This window comes from Taklimakanibacter deserti (assembly GCA_003574785.1).
This window is the reverse complement of record QORU01000024.1, coordinates 65,995-87,227: the sequence shown is the minus strand read 5'-3', so window position 1 is coordinate 87,227 and position 21,233 is coordinate 65,995. Positions and strand designations below refer to the sequence as shown.

17 protein-coding genes are annotated in these 21,233 nt (G+C 63.4%); 9 read left to right on the top strand and 8 right to left on the bottom strand.

Going from position 1 to position 21,233, the window contains the following annotated elements:
* Nucleotides 1-167 precede the first annotated feature (167 nt).
* On the bottom strand, nt 168-782 hold the full coding sequence (locus tag DS839_RS33825; RefSeq protein ID WP_119274964.1) for a TetR/AcrR family transcriptional regulator: 615 nt from the start codon (nt 780-782) through the stop codon (nt 168-170).
* Nucleotides 783-928: 146 nt separating this feature from the next.
* Here DS839_RS33825 and hlyD point away from each other — a divergent pair, with 146 nt between their 5' ends.
* From hlyD to DS839_RS33805, 4 genes are read left to right on the top strand one after another with little or no spacing between them, the layout of a single operon-like run.
* Complete coding sequence (hlyD, locus tag DS839_RS33820) at nt 929-1,936, top strand: secretion protein HlyD (protein WP_119274963.1); 1,008 nt, start codon at nt 929-931, stop codon at nt 1,934-1,936.
* A 6-nt stretch (nt 1,937-1,942) separates the two neighbouring features.
* Entirely contained in the window at nt 1,943-3,667 is a 1,725-nt protein-coding gene (locus DS839_RS33815; protein ID WP_119274962.1) for an ATP-binding cassette domain-containing protein, read from the top strand.
* Complete coding sequence (locus tag DS839_RS33810; RefSeq protein WP_119274961.1) at nt 3,664-4,794, top strand: ABC transporter permease; 1,131 nt, start codon at nt 3,664-3,666, stop codon at nt 4,792-4,794. Before DS839_RS33815 ends, DS839_RS33810 begins: the two co-directional genes overlap by 4 nt.
* Nucleotide 4,795: 1 nt before the next feature.
* A complete protein-coding gene (locus DS839_RS33805; protein ID WP_119274960.1) occupies nt 4,796-5,902 on the top strand; it encodes an ABC transporter permease in 1,107 nt (368 codons plus the stop codon).
* Here the strand turns inward: DS839_RS33805 and DS839_RS33800 are convergent, their stop codons facing one another.
* From DS839_RS33800 to DS839_RS33790, 3 genes are read right to left on the bottom strand one after another with little or no spacing between them, the layout of a single operon-like run.
* A complete protein-coding gene (locus DS839_RS33800; RefSeq protein ID WP_119274959.1) occupies nt 5,903-6,607 on the bottom strand; it encodes a glutathione binding-like protein in 705 nt (234 codons plus the stop codon).
* Between the two features lie 22 nt (nt 6,608-6,629).
* A complete protein-coding gene (gene glpD / locus DS839_RS33795) occupies nt 6,630-8,159 on the bottom strand; it encodes a glycerol-3-phosphate dehydrogenase (protein ID WP_119274958.1) in 1,530 nt (509 codons plus the stop codon).
* A 5-nt stretch (nt 8,160-8,164) separates the two neighbouring features.
* Nucleotides 8,165-9,667 carry an FGGY-family carbohydrate kinase gene (locus DS839_RS33790; protein ID WP_162918989.1) on the bottom strand — a complete coding sequence of 501 codons (1,503 nt, stop codon included), beginning with the start codon at nt 9,665-9,667 and terminating at the stop codon, nt 8,165-8,167.
* Between the two features lie 123 nt (nt 9,668-9,790).
* On the opposite strand from DS839_RS33790, the gene DS839_RS33785 reads away from it, so the two are divergent.
* The 3 genes from DS839_RS33785 to DS839_RS33775 all read left to right on the top strand — a co-directional run bounded on the left by DS839_RS33785 (nt 9,791) and on the right by DS839_RS33775 (nt 12,311).
* Complete coding sequence (locus DS839_RS33785) at nt 9,791-10,789, top strand: LLM class flavin-dependent oxidoreductase (protein ID WP_119274956.1); 999 nt, start codon at nt 9,791-9,793, stop codon at nt 10,787-10,789.
* Nucleotides 10,790-10,893: 104 nt separating this feature from the next.
* On the top strand, nt 10,894-11,532 hold the full coding sequence (locus DS839_RS33780; RefSeq protein ID WP_119274955.1) for a cysteine hydrolase family protein: 639 nt from the start codon (nt 10,894-10,896) through the stop codon (nt 11,530-11,532).
* Nucleotides 11,532-12,311 (top strand): N-formylglutamate amidohydrolase, encoded by a 780-nt coding sequence (locus tag DS839_RS33775; protein WP_119274954.1) that lies wholly within the window; start codon nt 11,532-11,534, stop codon nt 12,309-12,311. The genes DS839_RS33780 and DS839_RS33775 overlap by 1 nt, the downstream gene beginning before the upstream one ends.
* On the opposite strand, the gene DS839_RS33770 is transcribed toward DS839_RS33775, so the two are convergent.
* On the bottom strand, nt 12,275-15,325 hold the full coding sequence (locus DS839_RS33770; RefSeq protein ID WP_119274953.1) for an aminotransferase class III-fold pyridoxal phosphate-dependent enzyme: 3,051 nt from the start codon (nt 15,323-15,325) through the stop codon (nt 12,275-12,277). The two genes, DS839_RS33775 and DS839_RS33770, sit on opposite strands and share 37 nt — an antisense overlap.
* Nucleotides 15,326-15,431: 106 nt before the next feature.
* Between DS839_RS33770 and DS839_RS33765 the strand changes: the two genes are divergently transcribed.
* Nucleotides 15,432-15,851 (top strand): Lrp/AsnC family transcriptional regulator, encoded by a 420-nt coding sequence (locus DS839_RS33765; protein WP_162918988.1) that lies wholly within the window; start codon nt 15,432-15,434, stop codon nt 15,849-15,851.
* Between the two features lie 438 nt (nt 15,852-16,289).
* The gene (locus DS839_RS33760) at nt 16,290-17,696 is read left to right on the top strand and encodes a Fic family protein (protein WP_119274951.1); all 1,407 of its coding nucleotides are present in this window, start codon (nt 16,290-16,292) and stop codon (nt 17,694-17,696) included.
* Here DS839_RS33760 and DS839_RS33755 read toward each other — a convergent pair.
* From DS839_RS33755 to DS839_RS33745, 3 genes are read right to left on the bottom strand one after another with little or no spacing between them, the layout of a single operon-like run.
* Entirely contained in the window at nt 17,681-18,619 is a 939-nt protein-coding gene (locus tag DS839_RS33755) for an ABC transporter permease (RefSeq protein WP_162918987.1), read from the bottom strand. The genes DS839_RS33760 and DS839_RS33755 overlap by 16 nt on opposite strands.
* Nucleotides 18,616-19,695: an ABC transporter permease gene (locus DS839_RS33750; RefSeq protein WP_119274950.1), complete on the bottom strand. Its 1,080-nt coding sequence runs from the start codon at nt 19,693-19,695 to the stop codon at nt 18,616-18,618. The genes DS839_RS33755 and DS839_RS33750 overlap by 4 nt, the downstream gene beginning before the upstream one ends.
* The gene (locus DS839_RS33745; RefSeq protein WP_119274949.1) at nt 19,692-21,203 is read right to left on the bottom strand and encodes an ABC transporter ATP-binding protein; all 1,512 of its coding nucleotides are present in this window, start codon (nt 21,201-21,203) and stop codon (nt 19,692-19,694) included. The genes DS839_RS33750 and DS839_RS33745 overlap by 4 nt, the downstream gene beginning before the upstream one ends.
* Nucleotides 21,204-21,233: the final 30 nt, after the last annotated feature.

The window sequence follows — 21,233 nt, the reverse complement described above, 5'->3', positions numbered from 1 at the left end:
TCGCAGCAACGCGGAGGGCTTGGTGGCTCCCGGCAGAGCGACCCGTCCTGCCAGTCTAATCCCCGGCACAGGACACCAGAAGGGTACAGGGAGGGGCCCATTGCGAAGCAATGGGAGGGTGAGGGGCCTGTAGCAAACTTTCCACAGGCCCCTCACCCTTCCCGACGCTACGCGTCGGGCCCCTTCCCTCTCCCCGCTGCGCGGGGCGAGGGCGATCCCAGCGGATTGTCCAGATACCGCTGAATCGTCGCGCCGATCACCCGGATGATCGTTTCGCGCGGCATGGCGACGAGCGGCGGCAGCTTGAGGATATAGCGGGTGTAGGCGAGGCCGACGGTCTGCGTCGCGATCAGCGCTGCAATGTCACGGCTTCCCTTTTCCTCGCCGCGCAGCCGCGCGACCATCGGGACGATCTGGTCGCGGAAGATCGTGGTGCGCAGGCGCTCGGCTGCCTCCTCATTGCTCGCCGATGAGCGCAGCAGGAGCTGAAGCGAGTCATCGTCCGGCTCCTCCCAACGATTGAGGAAATGCGTGATCAGCGCCTCACCCAGCTTGTCGCGCGGATGAGCGCTCAGATCGGGGATGCGCAATTCGACCGTCATCGCCGCATCGAACAGCCCCCGCTTGCTCTCGAAATAGCGCATCACCAGAGCGGGATCGATCCCGGCGTCGCGGGCCACCTTGCGAATGGTAGTGCGCTCATAGCCTTCCTTGCGGAAACGCTCACGCGCCGCATCGATGATGCGTGCCCGCGTGGTGTCGGATTTTTTGGCTTTCACCATGTCAATCTGTCTGGGCGATCACGTCTACCAACATCTCAGCATAGGGGGCAGAACGCCGCCAAGGCGTCCATGTTGACAAGCGGTTCAGAAGGCCTATATGTCAACAGTTGTTGACATTCTGTCAAGGCCTAGCGAGGCTTGGAACAATGCGACGGCGGATCGCCGTAATACTCGCCCTGGTGCTCATCGGCGCCTTCATCGCCTGGTGGTTCGATCTGCCGGCGCGGCTCGGCTGGCGCCCGGCCGACAGCGACCGCATCACGCTTTATGGTAATGTCGATATCCGCCAGGTGCAGCTCGGCTTCCGCGTCAATGGCCGGGTCGCCGAGATGAATTTCGATGAAGGCGACAGCATCAAGCCGGGCGATCTCCTCGCCCGTCTCGACGCCAAACCCTATGAGGACGCGGTCGCCGCCCAGAGCGCGCAAGTGGCCAATTTGCGCGCCACGCTCGACAAGCTGGTGGCGGGTCCGCGGGCGGCCGAGATCGCCCAGGCGCGCGCCCAGCTCGAGGAGCGCATGGCCGATTTCGAGAATGCCAAGCTCGCTTATGACCGCGCCTTCAAGCTGAGGCCCGGCCAGACGATCTCGGAAGCCGCCCTCGACAATGCCCGCGCCAACCGCGACTCGGCGCAGGCCCGCGTCGCCTCGGCGCAGCAGGCCCTGCAGCTTCTCGAGGAAGGCTCACGCAAAGAGGACATCGCCGCGGCGAAAGCGAGCCTTGAAGGTGCCGAGGCCAATCTCTCCGCCGCCCAGACCTCGCTCGCGGATACCGAGCTCAAGGCGCCGGCCGCCGGCGTCATCCTGTCCAGGCTGCGCGAGCCTGGCGCCATCATCTCGACCAGCGACATCATCTTCGTGCTCTCGCTCGACCGTCCGGTGTGGGTGAGGAGCTATATCCCCGAGCCTTTGCTCGGCAGGATCCATCCCGGGCTCGAAGTGAACGTCACCTCGGACTCGGCGCCTGACAAGCCTTATCGCGGCAAGATCGGCTTCATCTCACCGGTCGCCGAATTCACCCCCAAATCGGTCGAGACGCCGGAGCTGCGCACCGATCTCGTCTATCGTTTGCGCATCATCATCGATGAGCCCGATCAAGGGCTGCGTCAGGGCATGCCGGTGACGGTGCATGTCCCGGAGCCCAAAGGACCATGAGCCCCCATGAGCGAAGACTTCGTCCGCATCGAGGGGATCAGCAAGACATTCGGGGCCGCAAGCCCGGCCCTCGACCAGATCACGGCCGCGATCAAGGGCGGTGAGATCACCGGCCTCGTCGGGCCGGACGGTGCCGGCAAGACGACGCTCATCCGGCTGATGACCGGCCTTCTCCTTCCCGATCAAGGCACGCTCAACGTATTGGGCTTCGACATCAAGACGGAGGCCCAAAAGATCCAGGCGGCGATCGGCTACATGCCGCAGCGCTTCGGCCTCTATGAGGACCTGAGCGTCCAGGAGAATCTCGATCTCTATGCCGATCTGCGCGGCCTGCCCACGCCTGAGCGCCCGGCCGTCTTTGACGAGCTTCTGAGCTTCACCGACCTCAAGCGCTTCACCGGAAGGCTCGCCGGAAAGCTGTCTGGCGGCATGAAGCAGAAGCTCGGGCTTGCCTGCGCGCTCCTCAAGAAGCCGCGGCTCCTGCTCCTCGATGAGCCGGGAGTCGGCGTCGATCCGATCTCGCGCCGGGACCTGTGGAAAATGGTCAAGGACCTGACCCGCGAAGGCATCGGTGTCGTCTGGTCGACGGCCTATCTCGATGAGGCCGAGGCCTGCACGCGCGTGCTGCTGCTCAACCAGGGAAAGCTGCTCTTCACCGGCCCGCCCGCCGAGCTCACGCATCGCGTCGATGGCCGCGTCTACAGGATCACCGGGATAGACGGCAGGCGGCGGCCGATCCTCGCCAAGATGCTCGACCGCCCCGGCGTCATTGACGGTGTCATCCAGGGCGAAGCCATCCGCCTCGTCACCGATGCGGAAGCGAGCCAGGCCGCGCTCAAGGCCGACCTTGCCGCATCCGTCCAGATTGGCCCGACGGCGCCCCGCTTCGAGGATGCCTTCGTCGATATGCTGGGCGGTGGTCCGGGCGGGCGCTCGCGGCTCGCGGAAGCGACGAAGCCGCAGCAAGACGCCAATCCCCATGTGATCGAGGCGCGCGGCCTCACCAAGCGCTTCGGCGATTTCACCGCGGCCCAGGACATCACCTTCGACATCAGCCGCGGCGAGATCTTCGGCCTGCTCGGTCCCAATGGCGCCGGCAAGTCGACGACCTTCAAGATGCTGTGCGGGCTTCTGAAACCCAGCGCCGGCGAAGGCCGCGTCGCCGGCTTCGATCTGCGCCGCGACTCGGCCGAAGCGCGCAACCGGCTCGGCTACATGGCGCAGAAATTCTCGCTCTATGGCGATCTGAGCGTCGCGCAGAATTTGAGCTTCTTCGCCGGCGTCTATGGCCTCAAGGGTGCTGAAAAGCACGAAAAGATCAAGCTCGTCAGCGATATCTTCGATTTCAACCGCCATGCCGGCATGTCGGCCAAGGACCTGCCGCTCGGTCTCAAGCAGCGCCTGGCGCTCGCCTGCGCCGTGATGCATGAGCCCGAGGCCCTCTTTCTCGACGAGCCGACATCGGGCGTCGATCCGATCACCCGGCGCGAGTTCTGGACGCATATCAACGGCCTCGTCGAAAAGGGTGTCACCGTGCTGGTCACCACCCATTTCATGGACGAAGCCGAATATTGCGACCGCATCTCGCTCATCTATCGCGGGCAATCGATCGCCTTGGGCTCCCCCGATGAGCTCAAGGCCAAGGTCGCCACGCACGACAACCCCGATCCCACCATGGAAGATGCATTCATTTCCTTGGTGCAAGGCTCGGAAGCGGAGGCGAATTCATGAGCGATGGAGGATCCGGCAGGACGCGACGGCTTTTCGCCTTGGTGCGCAAGGAGAGCTACCAGATCATCCGCGATCCGAGCAGCATCCTCATCGCCTTCGTTCTGCCGCTGATCCTTCTCTTCCTGTTCGGCTATGGCGTGTCGCTCGACGCCACGCGCACCCGCATCGGGGTCGTGGTCGAGACGATGACGCCGCTCACCCAGGACCTGGCCGCGAGCTTCGCCGCCTCGCGCTATTTCGAGGTCCGGCAGGGCCGTGACCGGCGCGAGTTCGAGGAAGCGCTGGTCGTCGGCGACGTCCGCGGCATCGTCGTCATCCCGGACAGCTTTGCTGCCGACTTCGCCGCCCAGAACCATCCGCAAGTTCAAGTGATCGTCGACGGCACTGACCCCAACACCGCGAATTTCGTCCAGGGCTATGCGCAAGGCGTGGTCACCACCTGGCTCAGGCAAAGAGCCAGCGAAACGCCCAAGGAGACGGCCGGGATCACGGTCGAGCAGCGCTTCTGGTTCAATCCGGAGCTGACCAGCCGCTACTTCCTGGTGCCGGGCTCGATCGCCATCGTCATGACCTTGATCGGCACTCTTCTCACCGCGCTCGTCGTGGCGCGCGAATGGGAGCGCGGTACGATGGAGGCGATGATGGCGACGCCGGTCACCGCCTTCGAGCTCCTGGCGGGGAAGATCCTGCCCTATTTCATCCTGGCGATGACATCGATGACGCTGTGCGTCATCGTCGCCGTCTTCATCTTCGGCGTGCCGTTCCGCGGCTCGATCCTCGCCCTCTATGCGATCTCGGCCGCCTTCCTGCTGCCGGCCTTGGGCCAGGGCCTCCTCATCTCGGCGGCGACCAAGAACCAGTTCCTCGCCTCGCAGCTCGCTCTGCTCTCGGCCTTCCTGCCGGCGTTCCTGCTGTCGGGCTTCCTGTTCGAGATCGGCTCCATGCCCATCGTCATCCAGTGGATCAGCGCCGTCGTCCCGGCGCGCTATCTGATCCCTGCCCTGCAGACGGTGTTCCTGGCGGGCGACGTCTGGCCGCTCTTTCTCACCAATATCGCCGTTCTGCTCCTCGCCGGCGCCATTTTCCTCGGCCTTGCCGCGCGCAGCACCGCCAAGAGGCTCGGTTGACATGTGGGAACGGATCATCGCCCTCGTCATCAAAGAGCTGCTCGCGATCCTGCGCGATCCGCGCGGGCGTATGGTGATCATCGTGCCGCCCATCCTGCAGCTCGTCGTCTTCTCCTACGCGGCGACGCTCGAGGTGAAGAACGCCGATATCGTGATCCTCAACCGCGACAGCGGCAAATGGGGCCATGAGCTGATCCAGCGTATCGACGGCACGCCGACCTTCCGTAATCTCATCCATACCAATGACGACGAGGTCCTGCACGACCTCATCGAGCGCCAGGAGGTCATCGCCGCGCTTCAGATCGGTCCGACTTTCTCGCGCGATATCGAGGCGCGGCGCTCGGGCGATGTGCAGATCATCCTCGACGGCCGCCGCTCCAATGCGGCGCAGATCGTCTCGTCCTATCTCGGCCAGATCGTCGCCACCTTGGCGGACGACCTCGCCACGCCCCGACAGCGGGCGGCAAGCGTCACTATCGCGCCGCGCTACTGGTTCAATCCCAACCTGACTTTCGTCTGGTTCACGGTGCCGAGCCTCGTCGCCATCATCGCGCTCCTCATCGGCCTCGTCGTCACCGCGCTCTCGGTGGCGCGCGAGCGCGAGCTCGGCACATTCGACCAGCTCATGGTCTCGCCGCTTCGCACCCATGAGATCCTCATTGGCAAGCTCACGCCGCCGATGATGATCGGGCTCGTCCACATCACCCTCTATGTGCTGGCGGCGATCTTTCTTTTCGGCATCCCTCTGCGCGGGTCGCTCATCCTGCTCTATGGCAGCGCCATCTTCTATCTGGCATCCGTGGTCGGCATCGGCCTCTTCATCTCGTCATTGTCGATGACGCAGCAGCAGGCCATACTCGGCGCCTTCGTCTTCATCGTGCCGGCCATATTGCTGTCGGGTTTCGCCACGCCGATCGAGAACATGCCGGACTGGCTGCAGCCGGTGACCTTCGTCAATCCGCTGCGCTATTTCCTGATCGTGGTCAAAGGCGTCTTCCTCAAGGACATTCCCGTGAGCGAGGTCGTCCACAATACGATCCCGCTGGCGCTGATCGCGATCTGCACGCTGAGCGCCGCGGCCTGGCTGTTCCGCAGCCGTCTCGAGTAATCACCGAACGACGGCAGCCGTCTGGCCGAAAAGGATCTTCTTCTCGGCTTCCGACATCGGCTTGCCCGAATCCGGATTGACCTCCTTGACACGGGCATAGGCGGCGACCGTGCCAGGACGTGCGCGAATGGCCTCGAACCAGCGCTTCAGATGCGGGAAGTCGTCGAGATTCTGCCCTTGCCGCTCATGCGAGACCGTCCAGGGATAGGACGCCATGTCGGCGATCGAGTAATCCTTGCCCGCGACGAAGGCGCGATCGGCAAGGCGCTTGTTGAGCACGCCATAGAGACGGTTTGTCTCGTTCACATAGCGGTCGATCGCATAGGCAATCTTCTCCACCGCGTAGTTGCGAAAATGATGGTTCTGCCCGGCCATGGGCCCGAGCCCGCCCATTTGCCAGAAGAGCCACTGCAGGACTTCGGCGCGGCCGGCGAGATCGGAAGGAATGAACTTGCCGGTCTTCTCGGCGAGATAAAGCAGTATGGCGCCCGATTCGAAGACCGAGATCGGCTTTCCGCCATTGGCCGGCTTGTTGTCGACGATGGCCGGAATGCGGTTGTTGGGCGAGATGCGCAGGAAGTCCGGCGTGAACTGGTCGCCCTTGCCGATATCGATCGGAATGATGCGATAGGGAAGGCCCGCCTCTTCGAGGAACATCGTGACCTTATGGCCGTTGGGCGTCGTCCAGTAATAGAGGTCGATCATGGGTGTGCTCGCTCAATTGGGATCAGGAAGGTGACTTCGAAATGGCCGTCTCCTTCAGGTAGGACTGAAGCCTGCCGATCTCAACCGGGGAAAGCCTGAGGCCCAGCTTGCTGCGCCGCCAGATGACGTCCTCGACCGTCACCGCCCATTCGGTTTCCTTCAGGAAATCGACCTCCCTTTGATAAAGGTCGGCGCCGAAGAGAGGGCCGAGATCGGCAAGGCTCGCAGCACCCTTCAACAATTCGTCGGCGCGCGTGCCATAGAGCTGAACATAGCGATTTGCCTGCATTTCCGGCAGCCAGGGCAGACGAGCGCGCAATACCTTGCGGTAGCCATCGATGCCGGTGGCGCCGAAATCGCCGCCTGGCAGAATGTCCGAGCGCGACGGGCTGGCTTGAGGCCAGGGCATGAGGGCGCAGAGCTTCTGCATTGCATGTTCCGCAAGGCGGCGATGCGTGGTGAGCTTGCCTCCGAAGACGGTCAGCACCGGCGCCTCGCCTTCGCGGTGATCGATCTCGAAGGAATAATCCCGGGTCAATGTCGAGAGGTCGCCATCGCGCCCGCCGCCCGTCTCGAAAAGCGGCCGCACGCCGGAATAGCTCCAGACTATATCGGCGCGCGTCACCGGCTTGCGAAAGAACTCATTCACCTCGGCCAGCATGTAGTCGATCTCTTCATCCGAGATCGTCACTTTCTCGGGCGCTTCGTCCCACGGCTCGTCCGTCGTGCCGATCGAGGTGAAATCCCCTTCATAGGGAAAAGCCTCCATCAGGCGACCGTCGCGGGTCTGCAGGAAATAGCCGTGATCGCCCGACCATTGGCGTGGCACGACGACGTGGCTGCCGCGCACCAGGCGCAGCTTCCGTCCCACCGGCACATTCATCCTGCCCGTGACGTCAACGACCCAGGGACCTGCCGCATTTACCAGCGCGCGGCTCGCGACCGCGAATTGCCTTCCCATATTCTCGAGCGTGATGCGCCACAGATCGCCGTCGCGCTCCGCCCCGATAAAACGATGGCGTGCCAGGATATCGGCACCATTGCGCTCAGCCCCCAGGAGATTGGCGATCACCAGGCGCGCGTCATCGCCGCGACAATCGGAATAGGCAAAGGCGTGACGATAGGCGGGCTTGAGCGCCGCACCCGCCGGATGACGGTGAAGGTCAATCGCCTCAGACCGGCGCAAGATCTTGCGATGAGCGAGATAGTCATAGAAGAGAAGGCCCAGGCGGATCATCCAGCGCGGCCGCTGGCTTTCGACATAGGGCAGCACGAGCCGCAGCGGCCAGACGAGATGCGGCGTCCGTCGCATGAGGATCTCGCGTTCGAGCAGCGCATCGCGCACCAGCTTGAAGTCATAGGTTTCGAGATAGCGCAGGCCGCCATGGATGAGCTTGGACGAGCGCGAGGATGTGCCCTCGGCGAAATCCTGCATCTCGGCCAAGGCTACGCTCAAACCCCGGCCCGCGGCGTCGCAAGCGATCGCCGCGCCATTGATGCCGCCGCCGATGACGAAGAGATCATATATCTTGGTGGTGCTTTCGGCGGTCATGCGCTTCAGTTCCGGCCATAGCCCGCAATGAGGACATTCACGGCCCTGACCCAGGCTTCGTAAGAGGCCTGATAAGCGGATGCCGATGCGGGTTCAACCTTTTCGCCGGCGCGCGGAAGGTCACGCAGCTCGGCAAGCGTCCGCCAGCGGCCGGCGCCGAGACCGGCCATCAGAACCGAACCGTAAGGCGTCATGGCATCGGACGCCGAGACGAAGAGAGGAACGCCGAGCACGCTCGCCTGCAGCTCTGTGAAATAGCGGGAGCGTGTCATGCTGCCGTCGATCTTCGCAATGGGCATGGCTTGGTCACGGCCGTCACCGATCCCTTCGAGCACCGCGCGGATCTGATAGCAGACGGCTTCGAGGCCGGCATGGGCAATATGGCCCCTGGTGGTCGCAGCACTCAGGCCCAACAGGCCGGCGCGCATGTCGGGCTGCCACCAGGGTGAAGCGAGGCCCTGGAAGGCCGGTATCAGAAGTGCGCCCGCGCTGGTGCCGGCCTTCTCCGCCTCCGCTGCGACGGAAGCGCCGCCGCCGGCGATGGAAAGGCGTTCGGCCAGCCAGTCGAGGATCTTGCCGGCATACATCACGAAGCCTTCATAGGCATAGCATGGCTGATCGATCTGCCAGGCAATGGTGCGGATGATGCCGTCGCCCGGCGCGGGTGGCGGCGACGTGCCGGCGTTCATCCATAGGAAGGCGCCGGTGCCGTAAGTGATCTTGAGCTCTCGCTCCTCATAGCAGCCATGGCCGAACAAGGCCGCCTGCTGATCTCCCATCACGCCGGTGATCGGGATCGGGGCGCCAAGGAGCGCAGCGCTCGCCGTCCCGAAGTCCGAATGAGATGTCCGACACTCGGGAAAGGCCGCAAGCTCGAGCCCGAAAAGTGCTACGAGCTCCGGGTCCCAGATGATCCTGTCGATGTCGAAAAGCATGGTGCGCGCGGCATTGCCGGGCTCGGTCGCATAGGTCTTGCCTTGGGTGAGCGCAAAGATGAGCCAGCTGTCCACCGTCCCCCAACGCAGGCTGCCACTGCCGATCCGCGCCGCGATCGACGGTCGATGATGCTTGAGCCAGAGCAGCTTCGCGGCAGTGAAGGTCGGATCGAGGTCGAGACCGGTGCGTGCCTTGACGAGGCGCAAGGCATCGTCATTCCGCAAGACCTTCAGTTCCTCGGCACCGCGGCGGCATTGCCAGACGATCGCCGGCATCACCGGCCGCCCGGTCTCGGCGTCCCAGACGACCAGTGTCTCGGTCTGATTGGCGATCCCTAAGGACAGGATCTCGGCCGGTCGCAGCGACAGCCGTTCCCTGAGCTCGCCGATGCAGGCCAGGATATTGGCGACCATCGCCTCGGCGTCCTGCTCGACAAAGCCCGGCTCCGGCGCCGTCGTCGCGATCGGGCGCACGGCCTGGCCCAGGATCAAACCCTGTCCGTCGATCGCCACGACCTTCGTGTTGGTCGTGCCTTGATCGATGCCAAGGATGATGTCTTTTGGTGCCGGCATGGGGGTCTCTGGGGTGAGGACGGGCACATTGCCCGGTAAGGCACAGCCATGCAATGCCGGCATTGCACATCCCGGCACGAGTGCCCATCTTCAGAAATCCTGCCGACTTCACGGATTCCGCTCATGATCGCTTTCTCGGCCCTCGACCTGTCGCCCATTGTCGAAGGCGCCACCGCCGCCGATGCGCTGCGCAACACGCTCGACCTCGCGCGCCATGCCGAGGCCTGGGGCTACAAGCGCTATTGGCTCGCCGAGCATCACAATATGAGCGGCATCGCCAGCGCCGCCACCGCGGTGGTGATCGGCCATGTGGCGGGCGGCACGAGGACCATCCGCGTCGGCGCCGCCGGCATCATGCTACCCAATCATTCACCGCTGGTGATCGCCGAGCAATTCGGCACGCTCGAATCGCTCTATCCCGGCCGCATCGATCTGGGCCTCGGCCGGGCGCCGGGTACCGACATGCTGACCTCGCGGGCGCTGCGCCGCGACCTCGCCACGGCCGCCGATCAGTTCCCGCAGGACGTCGTCGAGCTGCAGATCTATTTCGACGATCCCGAGCCCAATCAGAAGATCCGCGCCGTGCCTGGGGCGGGGCTCAAAGTGCCTTTGTGGATCCTGGGCTCGAGCCTCTTCGGCGCACAGCTTGCGGCGCATCTGGGATTGCCTTTCGCCTTCGCCTCGCATTTCGCTCCCGACGCGCTCCACCAGGCGATCGCCATCTATCGCGAGCGCTTCCAGCCCTCCGCCCAGCTCGCCAAGCCCTATGTCGCCGTCGCCGCCAATGTCATCGCCGCCGACAGCGATGACAAAGCACGCCGCCTTTTCACCTCGCTGCAGCAATCCTTCGTCAGGCTGCGGCGCGGGCAGCCCGGGCAATTGCCGGCGCCCATCGACGATATCGACAGTTTCGCCGCGCCACATGAAAGAGCGGGCGCCGATCACGCGCTGGTCTATTCCTTCCTCGGCACGCGCGACAAGGTGGCGGCCGGACTCAAGAGCTTCCTCGATCAAACCCAGGCCGACGAACTCATCGTCACCGGCCATATTTACGATCATGCGGCGCGTCTGCAGTCTTTCGAGATCGCTGCCCAGATTCTCAAAGGCCTCATCAAAAGCTGATTCTTTTCAAGGGTTTGAATTGAAGTATTGAGAAAACGATTCAGGCTGGAAAAGCGTGAGGACGTTCGGTATTTTGCGCCCGGGGAAAACCTTGAGAGTGAATCATGAAGCCCGCCACCATCACCCGCGATGCGCCGTACCGGAAAGACGAGACCGCCCTCCTCTTCGTCGATCTGCAGACCATCTTCTGCACGCCAGGGCTCGACCCGCAGCATCCCGAGCTCGATGCCGACCACTATTATTTCAAGCGGCTCAAAGCCACGACCATTCCCAATGCGGAGAAGCTTCTCCAGGCGGCGCGGCGGTCGGGCATCCAGGTCCTGCATACGATCATCGAGGCCCTGACCAAGGATGGTCGCGATATCTCGCTCGATCACCGGCTCTCCAACATCTTCATACCGAAGGGCCTGCCCGAGGCCCAGCCGATCAAGGAGCTGGCCCTCATCGACAATGAGATCGTGCTCCCCAAATCTTCGTCAGGCGTCTTCAACTCCACCAATATCGACTATGTGCTCAAGAATCTCGGCATCCGTTATCTGATCATCTCGGGCGTGGTGACCGACCAATGCGTCGACATGGCGGTGCGCGATGCCTCCGACCGCGGCTATCTGGTGACGCTCGCCGAAGATGCCTGCGCCACCTACTCGCAGGCACGCCATGACAATGCTCTCAAGGCCTTCGGCGGCTATTGCTGGGTGAGCGACACCGCGACCGTCACCCAAAGGCTGAAGGAGCTGGCGTGATGCTCAAGCGTGAGGTCGAGACTGCTTACGACGATCCGCCCGCGGCCGAGACCGTCAACCCGCAAGGCGCATCGCCCTATATGCTGCTCTGCGAGCATGCATCGAATTATATCCCAACGCGCTACAGCGGGCTCGGCCTCGATGCCAAGGAGCTTCAGCGCCACATCGCCTGGGATATCGGCGTCGCGCCGATCGCCCGCGAGCTTTCGCGCCGGCTCGATGCGCCGCTCGTCCTTTCCGGCTATTCGCGGCTCCTCATCGACTGCAACCGCCCGACCGGCGTTGCCTCATCCATCCCCGAAATCAGCGAAACCACGGCGATACCCGGCAATCAAACGCTAAGCCACGAAGAACGCGCCTATCGCGAGGCTGCCTTCTATTGGCCGTTCCAGAGGGAAGTCGGCCGCATCCTCGACCAGCGTCAGGCCAAGGGAACACCCACCATCGTCTTCGGGGTCCATAGTTTCACGCCCGTCTTCAAAGGCTTCGTGCGGCCCTGGCATGCCGGCATCCTTTTCCGCAAGGCCGAGCGACTGGGCCATGCCTTGGTCGACGCGCTGCAAGAGCCTGGGCTCACTGTCGCCGCCAACGAGCCCTATCAGATCCGCGACGAGAGCGATTACACGGTGCCGGTTCATGGCGAGGCCCGCGGCCTCGATGCCGTGCTGATCGAGATCCGCCAGGACCTGATCGGCGACCGCGACGGCCAGATGGCCTGGGTCGAGCGGCTGGTGCCGGCGCTTCAGACGGTTGCTGCTGGCGCTCTTGCCAGAGCGTGATCGAGCACGTCGCAAAGGAGATCGGCGTCGCGCCGCATGAAGATCATCGCCGGGCGCATCTTGACGACATTGTCATAAGGCCCATCCGTGCCGATCAGCACGCCCTCCTCGCGCGCCAGGTTGACCACCCGGTTGGCGAGTTCCGTCGCATGGGCCTTGGATGAGCGGTCCTTGACCAGATCGAGCCCCAGGAACAGGCCCATGCCGCGAACGTCGCCAATGCATTCGTGACGGCCCTGCATGTCGCGGAAGCGCGCCAGGAGATAGTCGCCGACGGCCTTCGCATTGTCGCGCAAGCGGTCGCGCGCGATGATCTCGAGCACCTTGAGGCCGACAGCGCAGGACACCGGGTTGCCGCCAAAGGTGTTGAAATATTCCATGCCGTTGTCGAAAGCCTTGGCGACATCGGGCGTCGTCACCAACGCGGCGAGCGGATGGCCATTACCGATCGGCTTGCCCATGGTGACGATGTCGGGCACCACACATTGCGTCTCGAAAGCCCACATATGGCTGCCGACGCGGCCCATCCCCACTTGCACCTCATCGGCAATGCACAGTCCGCCGGCATCGCGAATGATGCGATAGGCCTCCTCCAGGTAATGCGGAGGGAAGAAGATCTGACCGGCGCAGCTCGGCACCGATTCGGCGATGAAGGCCGCCGGCCGTTTGCCGGCTTTGCGGATCGCCTCGACCTGACGGGCGATGCTTTCGGCGAAACGCCGGCCATGCTCTTCGACCGGCCAATCTCCCGGCGCGCGATAGCTGTCCGGCAAGGCTGCTTCCCAGACATGGGCCTTGCGGCCAAGGCCACCGGCGCGCTTGTATTTGTAGGGGCTGATGTCGATCAACTCGGCGCCATGGCCATGATAGGCCCAATCGACCACCACCATGTCATTGGCTTGCGTCTTCGCCCGGACCAGGCGCAAAGCGAGGTCATTGGCCTCGCTGCCGGTGCAGACGAAGGTCGCGACCTTGAGATCGCCCGGCAAGGTGGCGCCCAGCGCCTCGGCGTAACTCACCAGATTGTCGTGCAGATAGCGCGTATTGGTGTTGAGGCGCGAAGCCTCGCGCGCCAGCACCTCGACGATCTCGGGGTTTGCATGGCCCAGATGCGCGACATTGTTGAAACAGTCGAGATAGGCGCGGCCGTCATCGGCGATGAGCCATTGGCCTTCGCCCCGCACCATCTTCAGAGGCTTCTTGAAAGAGATGCTCAAATTGGGCAGGAGCTTGCGCTTGCGGATGGCGACGATCTCGTCCCCCGACCGCCCCTCGCGGTGGAAGGTCTCGCGCGTCAGGCCGGCGAAATCATAGGCCGGCGGATAGAGTTTTGACCAGAGATCGAGATAGGCCTCCTCGCCCACACCCGGAATGGGGGCGAGATCGTCGGTCGCATAGGCGACGAGCTGCAAATGGAGATGCGGCAGCCAGCCGCCATTCTCCCGCGCATCGCCCAGAGTGCCGATCTCTTCGCCGGCGGCGAGATGTTGGCCCTTCTCGAGGCGCTTGGCCGTCGCATGGGCGAGATGGCCCCAGAGGCTCGCAAAGCGCACGCCAGGCTCGGGCTCATGCTCGATCAGCACGGCGCAGCCATAGCCCAAAGGCTCGCGCTCGATGGTGACGTCGACGACGCGGCCCGAGAGCGCCGTCAGCACCGGCGTCCCGGCTTCGGCGAAGATGTCGAGCCCCAGATGGCGGGTGCGTCTGACATTTGGGATCAGCTTCGACTGGAACATCTCGCCCGCATAGACGGCGCGTCTCTCGCCCCAGGGCCCGATGCCGAGCTCGGCATTCTCCGCCTTGCGCAGCGCTTGCCATGCTGTCTCGCAGGCTTCGACATCCATGGCGGCCGCTGCCTTAACCAGAGGATGCGCCGCATCGCCGAAGGGCACGTGCAGGATACGGTGATTGGAGAGCGGACGGCCCAGTATCGGGCTGAGCGATGCCCGGTTGCGGCTCAGCCACTCGGCTGCCTTGGCAGCGCCGGGTGCCACCTCGAAACCGCAAGCCTGGCGCAGGATCGCCTTCGCGATAGGGGGATCGATGCGGCGCCAGCGGCGCAGCATGTCCCAGGCCGGCTTCTCGCTGATATTGAGATAGGGATTGCCGTCGACGCGCGGCCGCCGCTCGGCGGAGATCGTCACGCTGGTGACGAGCCGCATGGCGATGAGATCGAACAGGAGATCGACCTCCGCCTCGGAGAGCGGCAGTTCCCGGTGATAGGCGCCAAGCATATGGGCGACCGCGCCCAAGGGATCATCGGCATCGAGGACGGCATAGGCGGCGCCGACGGCGATCTCGCAAATGAGAGCGGTGTGCAGTGCATCGCCGAAATCGATGAGGCCCGAAATCGCGCCGCCATCTTCGGAAACGAGCACATTCCAGTCATTGGCGTCATTGTGGATGATGGAAGCCCTGAGTGCGGCCAGCCGGGGCTCCACCATCTGCTCGAAGCGGGTCAGGAAATAGTCGCAGATCTCGCGCTCTTCGGCATCCTGGAGCGCTTCGAGCCTGGCGCGCGAGCGGCCGGCCTTGCGCAGGTCCCAGTCGAGATCGCGATGGGCGCCCGCATGGCCAAAGCTCTGGAGCGCACGGTCGAGCCGGCCCAGGAAGCTGCCGAAGCTTTCGAGCAGCGCCGGTGATTTCCGTATCTCGGCCAAAGGCGTGCCCTTGAGATAGTCGACGGCGCGGATCAGATGGCGCTCGCCCTTGCCAGTCTCGATCACCGGCAGTTCCTCGCCCGATGTCGACCGGCGCACCGGCGGCACGGCGAGGCCGGGATCGATCCTTTTGATATGGCCGATCATGGCGACCTGGAAGCGCAGCGCCTCGTCGGGCTCGGCGGCATTGACGATCTTGAGCACGGCGCCCGAGCCGGTGTCGCCGAAATGGAAATTCTGGTCCCGCTCGCTGGCGAGCGGGGCGACCGGACCGGTCAGGCCGAAATGGCGCAAGGCGATCTCGCGCGCCGAAGCTTCGCTGATCTCGGGGGCGGGATGGTTGATGATCGACAAGGGCGGCTACCTCAAGCAGTTTGGCGGAAGATGTGCCATCCGGGGCTCGAACTCAACCGCCACTTGGCCTTGCGGCACCGCCCCTTTGCCCGGTATGACCGCCCTCATGACGTTCGACGACAAAGATCGTGAAATCCTTAAGGTTCTGCGGGATGATGCGCGGATCAGCGCCAAGGCGCTTGCCGCCAAGGTCGGTCTCGCTCGCTCGAGCCTCAGGGAACGGATCGCCCGGCTCGAGAAGTCAGGCATCATCCGGGGCTATCGCGCCGATATCGCCGACAGCCCGCTCGCGGCCGTCGCCTGCCTCCTGGTGAAGCTGAAGCAGACACCCTCACCCCAGGTCGTCACCCGCCTCAAGCGCCTGCCCGAGGTGAAGCGCTGCCTGTCGCTTGCCGGTGAGCTCGACCTCCTCATCGACATCGCGGCAGAATCGCTCGCCCGCCTCAACCAGATCCGCGACGAAATATCGAGCTTCCCGGAAGTCGCCGAGACGACCACCGCCGTGGTGCTGCGCCAGGAGATTTGAGTAATATTGTTCCTATTTTGTTCTTGACAGTGCGGTTTCGAGTTGGAAAATAGGAAGCTCGGGAAGACCGCGCGAAGCGGCGGCAGCGTGGCTATCGACTAAAAGTGAGAGGAGAATATTCCGCAGTGTTTGCAGGGTACCTTTCAGAGACAAAATTCCCTGCTTCTCGTACTTTCAGGCAACCAAGTGCTTGATTTGTCTAAGCCGAGTTTCTTTTTTGAAGAATTCGCTGATAATCCCTGATAATCCCTGAAACCGGCCCGCCAAGCCACGCGGACCTGCTTAACAATTATTCCTAGGGAATTATATTGCGCATTCCCCCTTTCGCGCAATATACTCTTCTATGCGCAATATTTATTTGCGCATAGACCTCATATATTGCGCGATTAGATAGATTATTTGCGCATAAGGCGTGCGCGCAATCAACTGGAGGACGATTTGGCCAGACGCGCCAGAGATAAGGACTTGCTGGCACTTGAGGAGGTCGTCAGCGGGCATCCCGATGGTCTCACGCTACAGCAGATCGCAGACCTGCTCGCGGCCGCGCTGCCGCGACGCACCTTGCAACATCGCCTCAAGGCCCTTGTCGACGACAATCGGCTTGTCATGGAAGGTAAAGGGCGGTGGGCCCGGTACCGCCTGCCCCAGGCAAAAGAAGCAACGGTTGAGATCGCCGCAAAAGCCGAAGCCCGTTTCGAAGCGGAGGTGCTTACCCTTTCAAAGGCCGGACGGGAGATTCGAGACTATGTGCGCCAGGCACCGGCAGCGCGAAAACCGGTTGGCTATCATCGCGTGTTTCTCGATTCGTATCGGCCTAATGAAAGTTTCTATTTATCGGCAGCGGAACGGGCGCATCTGCGCGAAGTTGGAACGCCGAGGATCGCCGAGCAGCCCGCCGGCACCTATGCCAAGCGGATACTGAACAGGCTTCTCATCGATCTGTCCTGGAATTCGAGCCGTCTTGAAGGCAACACCTATTCATTGCTCGACACCCGGCGTCTGATCGAGCTTGGCGAGGAGACGGAAGGCAAAAGCCGGCTCGAGGCGCAGATGATCCTCAATCATAAGGACGCGATCGAATTTCTGGTCGGCGCGGCGGAGGAGATCGGCTTCAACCGCTATACGGTCCTCAACCTTCATGCTCTGCTTGCAAACAACCTGCTCGCTGATCCCGATGCGCCGGGCCGGCTGCGCTATATCGGCGTCGGCATCGAGCGATCGGTGTTTCATCCCCTGGAGGCGCCGCAGCTTATCGAAGAGTGCTTTGATCAGATCCTCAAGACGGCCTCAGCCATAGGCGATCCGTTCGAGCAGGCTTTCTTCGTCATGGTGCAGCTTCCCTATTTGCAGCCTTTCGACGATGTGAACAAGCGCGTGTCTCGCCTTGCAGCGAACATTCCGTTCATAAAGGGAAATCTCTCACCGCTGTCGTTCCAGGATGTCGCGCGCGAACTCTACGCCGATGCAGTCCTTGGCGTGTACGAGATGACCAGGACAGAGTTGCTGCGTGATGTATTCATCTGGGCCTATGAACGTTCCGCCGCACGTTACGCCGCCGTCAGGCAGTCACTTGGTGAGCCCGACCCCTTCCGGCTACGCCACCGCATGGCCTTGCGTGAGATTGTCGGCTCAGTTGTTCGCGGCCGTATGAACAAAAAACAGGCGTCGGCTCATTTGCGCACCTGGACGCGAGAGCATATCGAAGCGGAAGAACGCGAGCGGTTTCAGGAGATGGCGGAGAACGAGTTGCTCGGCCTGCATGAGGGAAATTTCGCACGCTATCAGATCAGGCCGTCTGAATTTGCGGCATGGCGAGAGGCATGGGGGGTTCACCGCCGCCAATAGGGAATGCCGAGCATCGCTGGCGCGCCCGAATGCGAGCGGCGGATGGCAAGAGCCAGGATGGCGCAGATATAGGGCATGGCGAGCAGCAGCTGATAGGGAATGGCGACGCCGATGCCCTGGATCTGCAGTTGCAGCGCATCGAGGAAGGAGAAGACGAGCGTCGCCAAGAGCACCGGCACCGGGCGCCACAGTCCGGCAATGACGATGACGATGGCGAGCCAGCCGCGGCCATTGGTCATTTCCGGCACGAAGCGTGCCGCCGAGCCCACCGTGAGGAAGGCGCCGCCCAATCCCGCCATCAGGCCGCCGAAGACCACGGCGGCATATTGGCGGGCCGAGACATCGATCCCCTTGATGTCGAGTGCCTTCGGGTTCTCACCGGCGCAGCGCAGTTCGAGCCCGTAGCGGGTGCGGAAGAGGAAATACCAGGCGGCGGGAACCGCGAGGAAGGCGAGATAGGTCAAGAGCTTCTGATCGAACAGGATGGGACCCAGGAAGGGAATGTCGGAAAGCAGAGGTATGGGCGCGTTGCCGAAGAAGGGGATCGTCGGCGTCTGGCCGGCATTGGCAAAAGCGGCTCTGAGCCAGAAGATCGAGAGGCCGGAGCCCAGAAGATTGAGCGCGAGCCCTGTGACGATCTGCTCGACCTTCAAGGTGATGACGAGAAAGGCGAAGATAAGGCTCATCAGGCCGCCGGTAGCCATCGCGACGACGACGCCGAGCCACAGCGAGCCCGTGTAGTAAGCGCCGATATAGGCGGTGAAGGCGCTCATCAGCATCGTGCCTTCGAGCCCCATATTGTAGACACCGCTGCGCTCGGCGATCATCTCGCCAATGGCCGCGAGCAGGATGGGTGTCGCGATGCGCACCGTCGCCGCGAGAATGCTGATGATGATCGAGGTTTCGAGAAGATCGGCGATCATGCGCGTACCCGCCTCAGCCTGAATGAGGATGCCGCCCAGCCGGCAAGATAGAACAGGAGGATGATGGCCTCGATGGCATAGATGAGGGCCGAAGGCACGCCGGTCTTGATCTGCATGAAGGTCGCGCCATTGACCAGCGCGCCGAACAGGATGGCGGCGATGACGACGCCCCAAGGATTGAGCTGGCCCAGGATCGCGACGATGATGCCGGTATAGCCGTAAGTGGCGAGTGCCCCCGCCTTCACGCGGTAATGCACGCCATAGACCTCGCTCATGCCGGCGAGGCCGGCGAGCGCCCCCGAGATCAGCATGACCATGAGGATCACGCGGGCCTTGTTCGTGCCCTGCACTTCGAGCGCCCGCAGATTGGAGCCGGCGGCGCGGATCTCGAAGCCCATCGGCGTGCGCTTGACCAGCAGCCAGACGAGAGCGGCGGCGACGAGAGCCACCAGGAAACCCAGATGGAGCCGCGTCTTGTCGAAGAGGATCGGCAGCTGGCTCGCCGGATCGATCTTGGCCGTCTGCTCGAAGAAGCCGCCCGCCTCGCTCCACGGGCCTTTGAGCAAGAGGAGCGAGAGCGCATAGACGATGATGTAGTTGAGCATCACCGTCGAGATCACCTCATCGACGCGGAAGCGGGTCTTGAGGATGGCGGCGAGGCCGGCATAGAGGCCGCCGCCCACCAGCGCCCCGCCCATGACGACGGGCAATTGCAGGAAAGGCGAAGTCCCGGCGATGGCACTCTGGCACCAATAAGCGAACATGGCGCCGGCGAAGACCTGGCCCTCGGCGCCGATGTTCCAGAGCCTCGCGCGAAAGGCGACCGCCGTCGCGAGGCCAGTGAAGATCAAGGGCGTCGCCTTGACCAGCGTCTCGGTCGCGGCACGCCAGGTGCCGAAAGCCCCTTGCAGCAGCGCGCCCAAGGCGGAGAGTGGATTGACGCCGACCGCCATGAACAGGAGCCCGCACAGGATGAGCGCGGCCATGAGCGCCGAAGCGAGCGCCAGGACGCGATCCAAGGTCTTGGCCTCGGCGCGCGGCTCGAGGCGAAGCCCAAGCCTTTCGGTCAGGGTCATGCCGCAGCCTCAGGGCGATGGCCCGCCATCAAGGGCCCGATCGCCGCAATGTTAGCCGCCGCGCGCGGGAAGACGCCCATGATCTCGCCCCTGAACATCACCGCGATGCGGTCGCTCAGGGCAAAGATGTCCTCGAGCTCCTCGCTGACCAGCAAGATCGCGCAGCCCTCCTCGCGCTTGCGCAGCAGCTCGCGATGCACGAATTCGATGACGCCGATATCGACGCCGCGCGTCGGCTGATTGCACAGAAGAAGATGGCGCGCCTTGGCGAATTCGCGCGCCAGGATGACCTTCTGGGCATTGCCGCCGGAGAGCCGGCCGCAGAGCATGTCCGGGCCGCTGGCCATGATCGAATAAGAGGATATCGCTGTCTCGGCGTTCTTCGCCGTCGCCGCGTCATCGAGAAACGGCCCGGACCGCCAATGCTCGTCCCAGTGCTGGCCGAGGATCAGGTTCTCGGCGATGGTGAAATCGGAAACAAGGCCGTCGCGGAACCGGTCGCTCGGCACATAGCCGACACCGCGGCGCGCTATGTCCTGCACGCTGAGGCGCGTGATGTCCTCGGGGCCTAGAAGCATGCGGCCCCGGTCCGGCCGCGCCAGACCTGCGATCGCCTCCAGCAATTCATCCTGGCCGTTGCCGGCAACGCCGGCGATGCCGACAATTTCACCGGCTCCAATGTCTAGATCGATATCCGACAGATAGGCGCGGCCGCCTCGTGTGAGGCTCAGCCCTTCGACGCGCAAGGCGGCCTCGCCGTGAGGTGCTTTCGCCCGGGCATGAACCTGGGCCACCGGCCGGCCGACCATCATCATGGTGAGATCCTCGCGCGTGACATCCTTCGTCCTCACGGTTCCGACGAGCTTGCCCTTGCGCAGCACGCTCACACGGTCGGAGCGCATCACCTCGTTCATCTTGTGCGAGATCAGGATGACGGCGATGCCCGCCGCCTTGAGCTCGGCGATGACGGCGAAGAGCCTTTCGGATTCCTGCGGCGTCAGCACGGCGGTCGGTTCATCGAGGATCAGGAGGCGGGCACCCAGATAGAGCGCCTTGACGATCTCGACCCATTGCTTCTCGCCCACCGACAGGTCGGAGACGAGCCGATCCGGCTTGAGTTCGAGGCCGAAGCCGCGGCTGAGATCGAGGATCTTTCTGCGCGCGACGCCCGTGTCGAGGCTGAGGCCCGAGCCCGTGCCGACCACGATATTCTCGAGGACCGTGAAACTCGGCACCAGAACGAAATGCTGATGCACCATGCCGATGCCGCAGGCGATCGCCTTGGCGGGGCTCGTCAGCTCGACCTTGCGCCCGTCGATCTCGATCTCACCATGATCGGGCTGCAGCAAGCCATAGAGACAGCCGGAGAAGGTCGACTTGCCGGCCCCGTTCTCACCCAGCAGGCAATGGAGCTCGCCCGCCTCAACCGCCAGTGAAATGTCGTCATTGGCAACGAGCGCGCCAAAGCGCTTGGTGAGATGGCGGACAACGAGGCGCGGGCCGGTCATGTCAAAATCCCCTCACCCCCAACGGGGGAG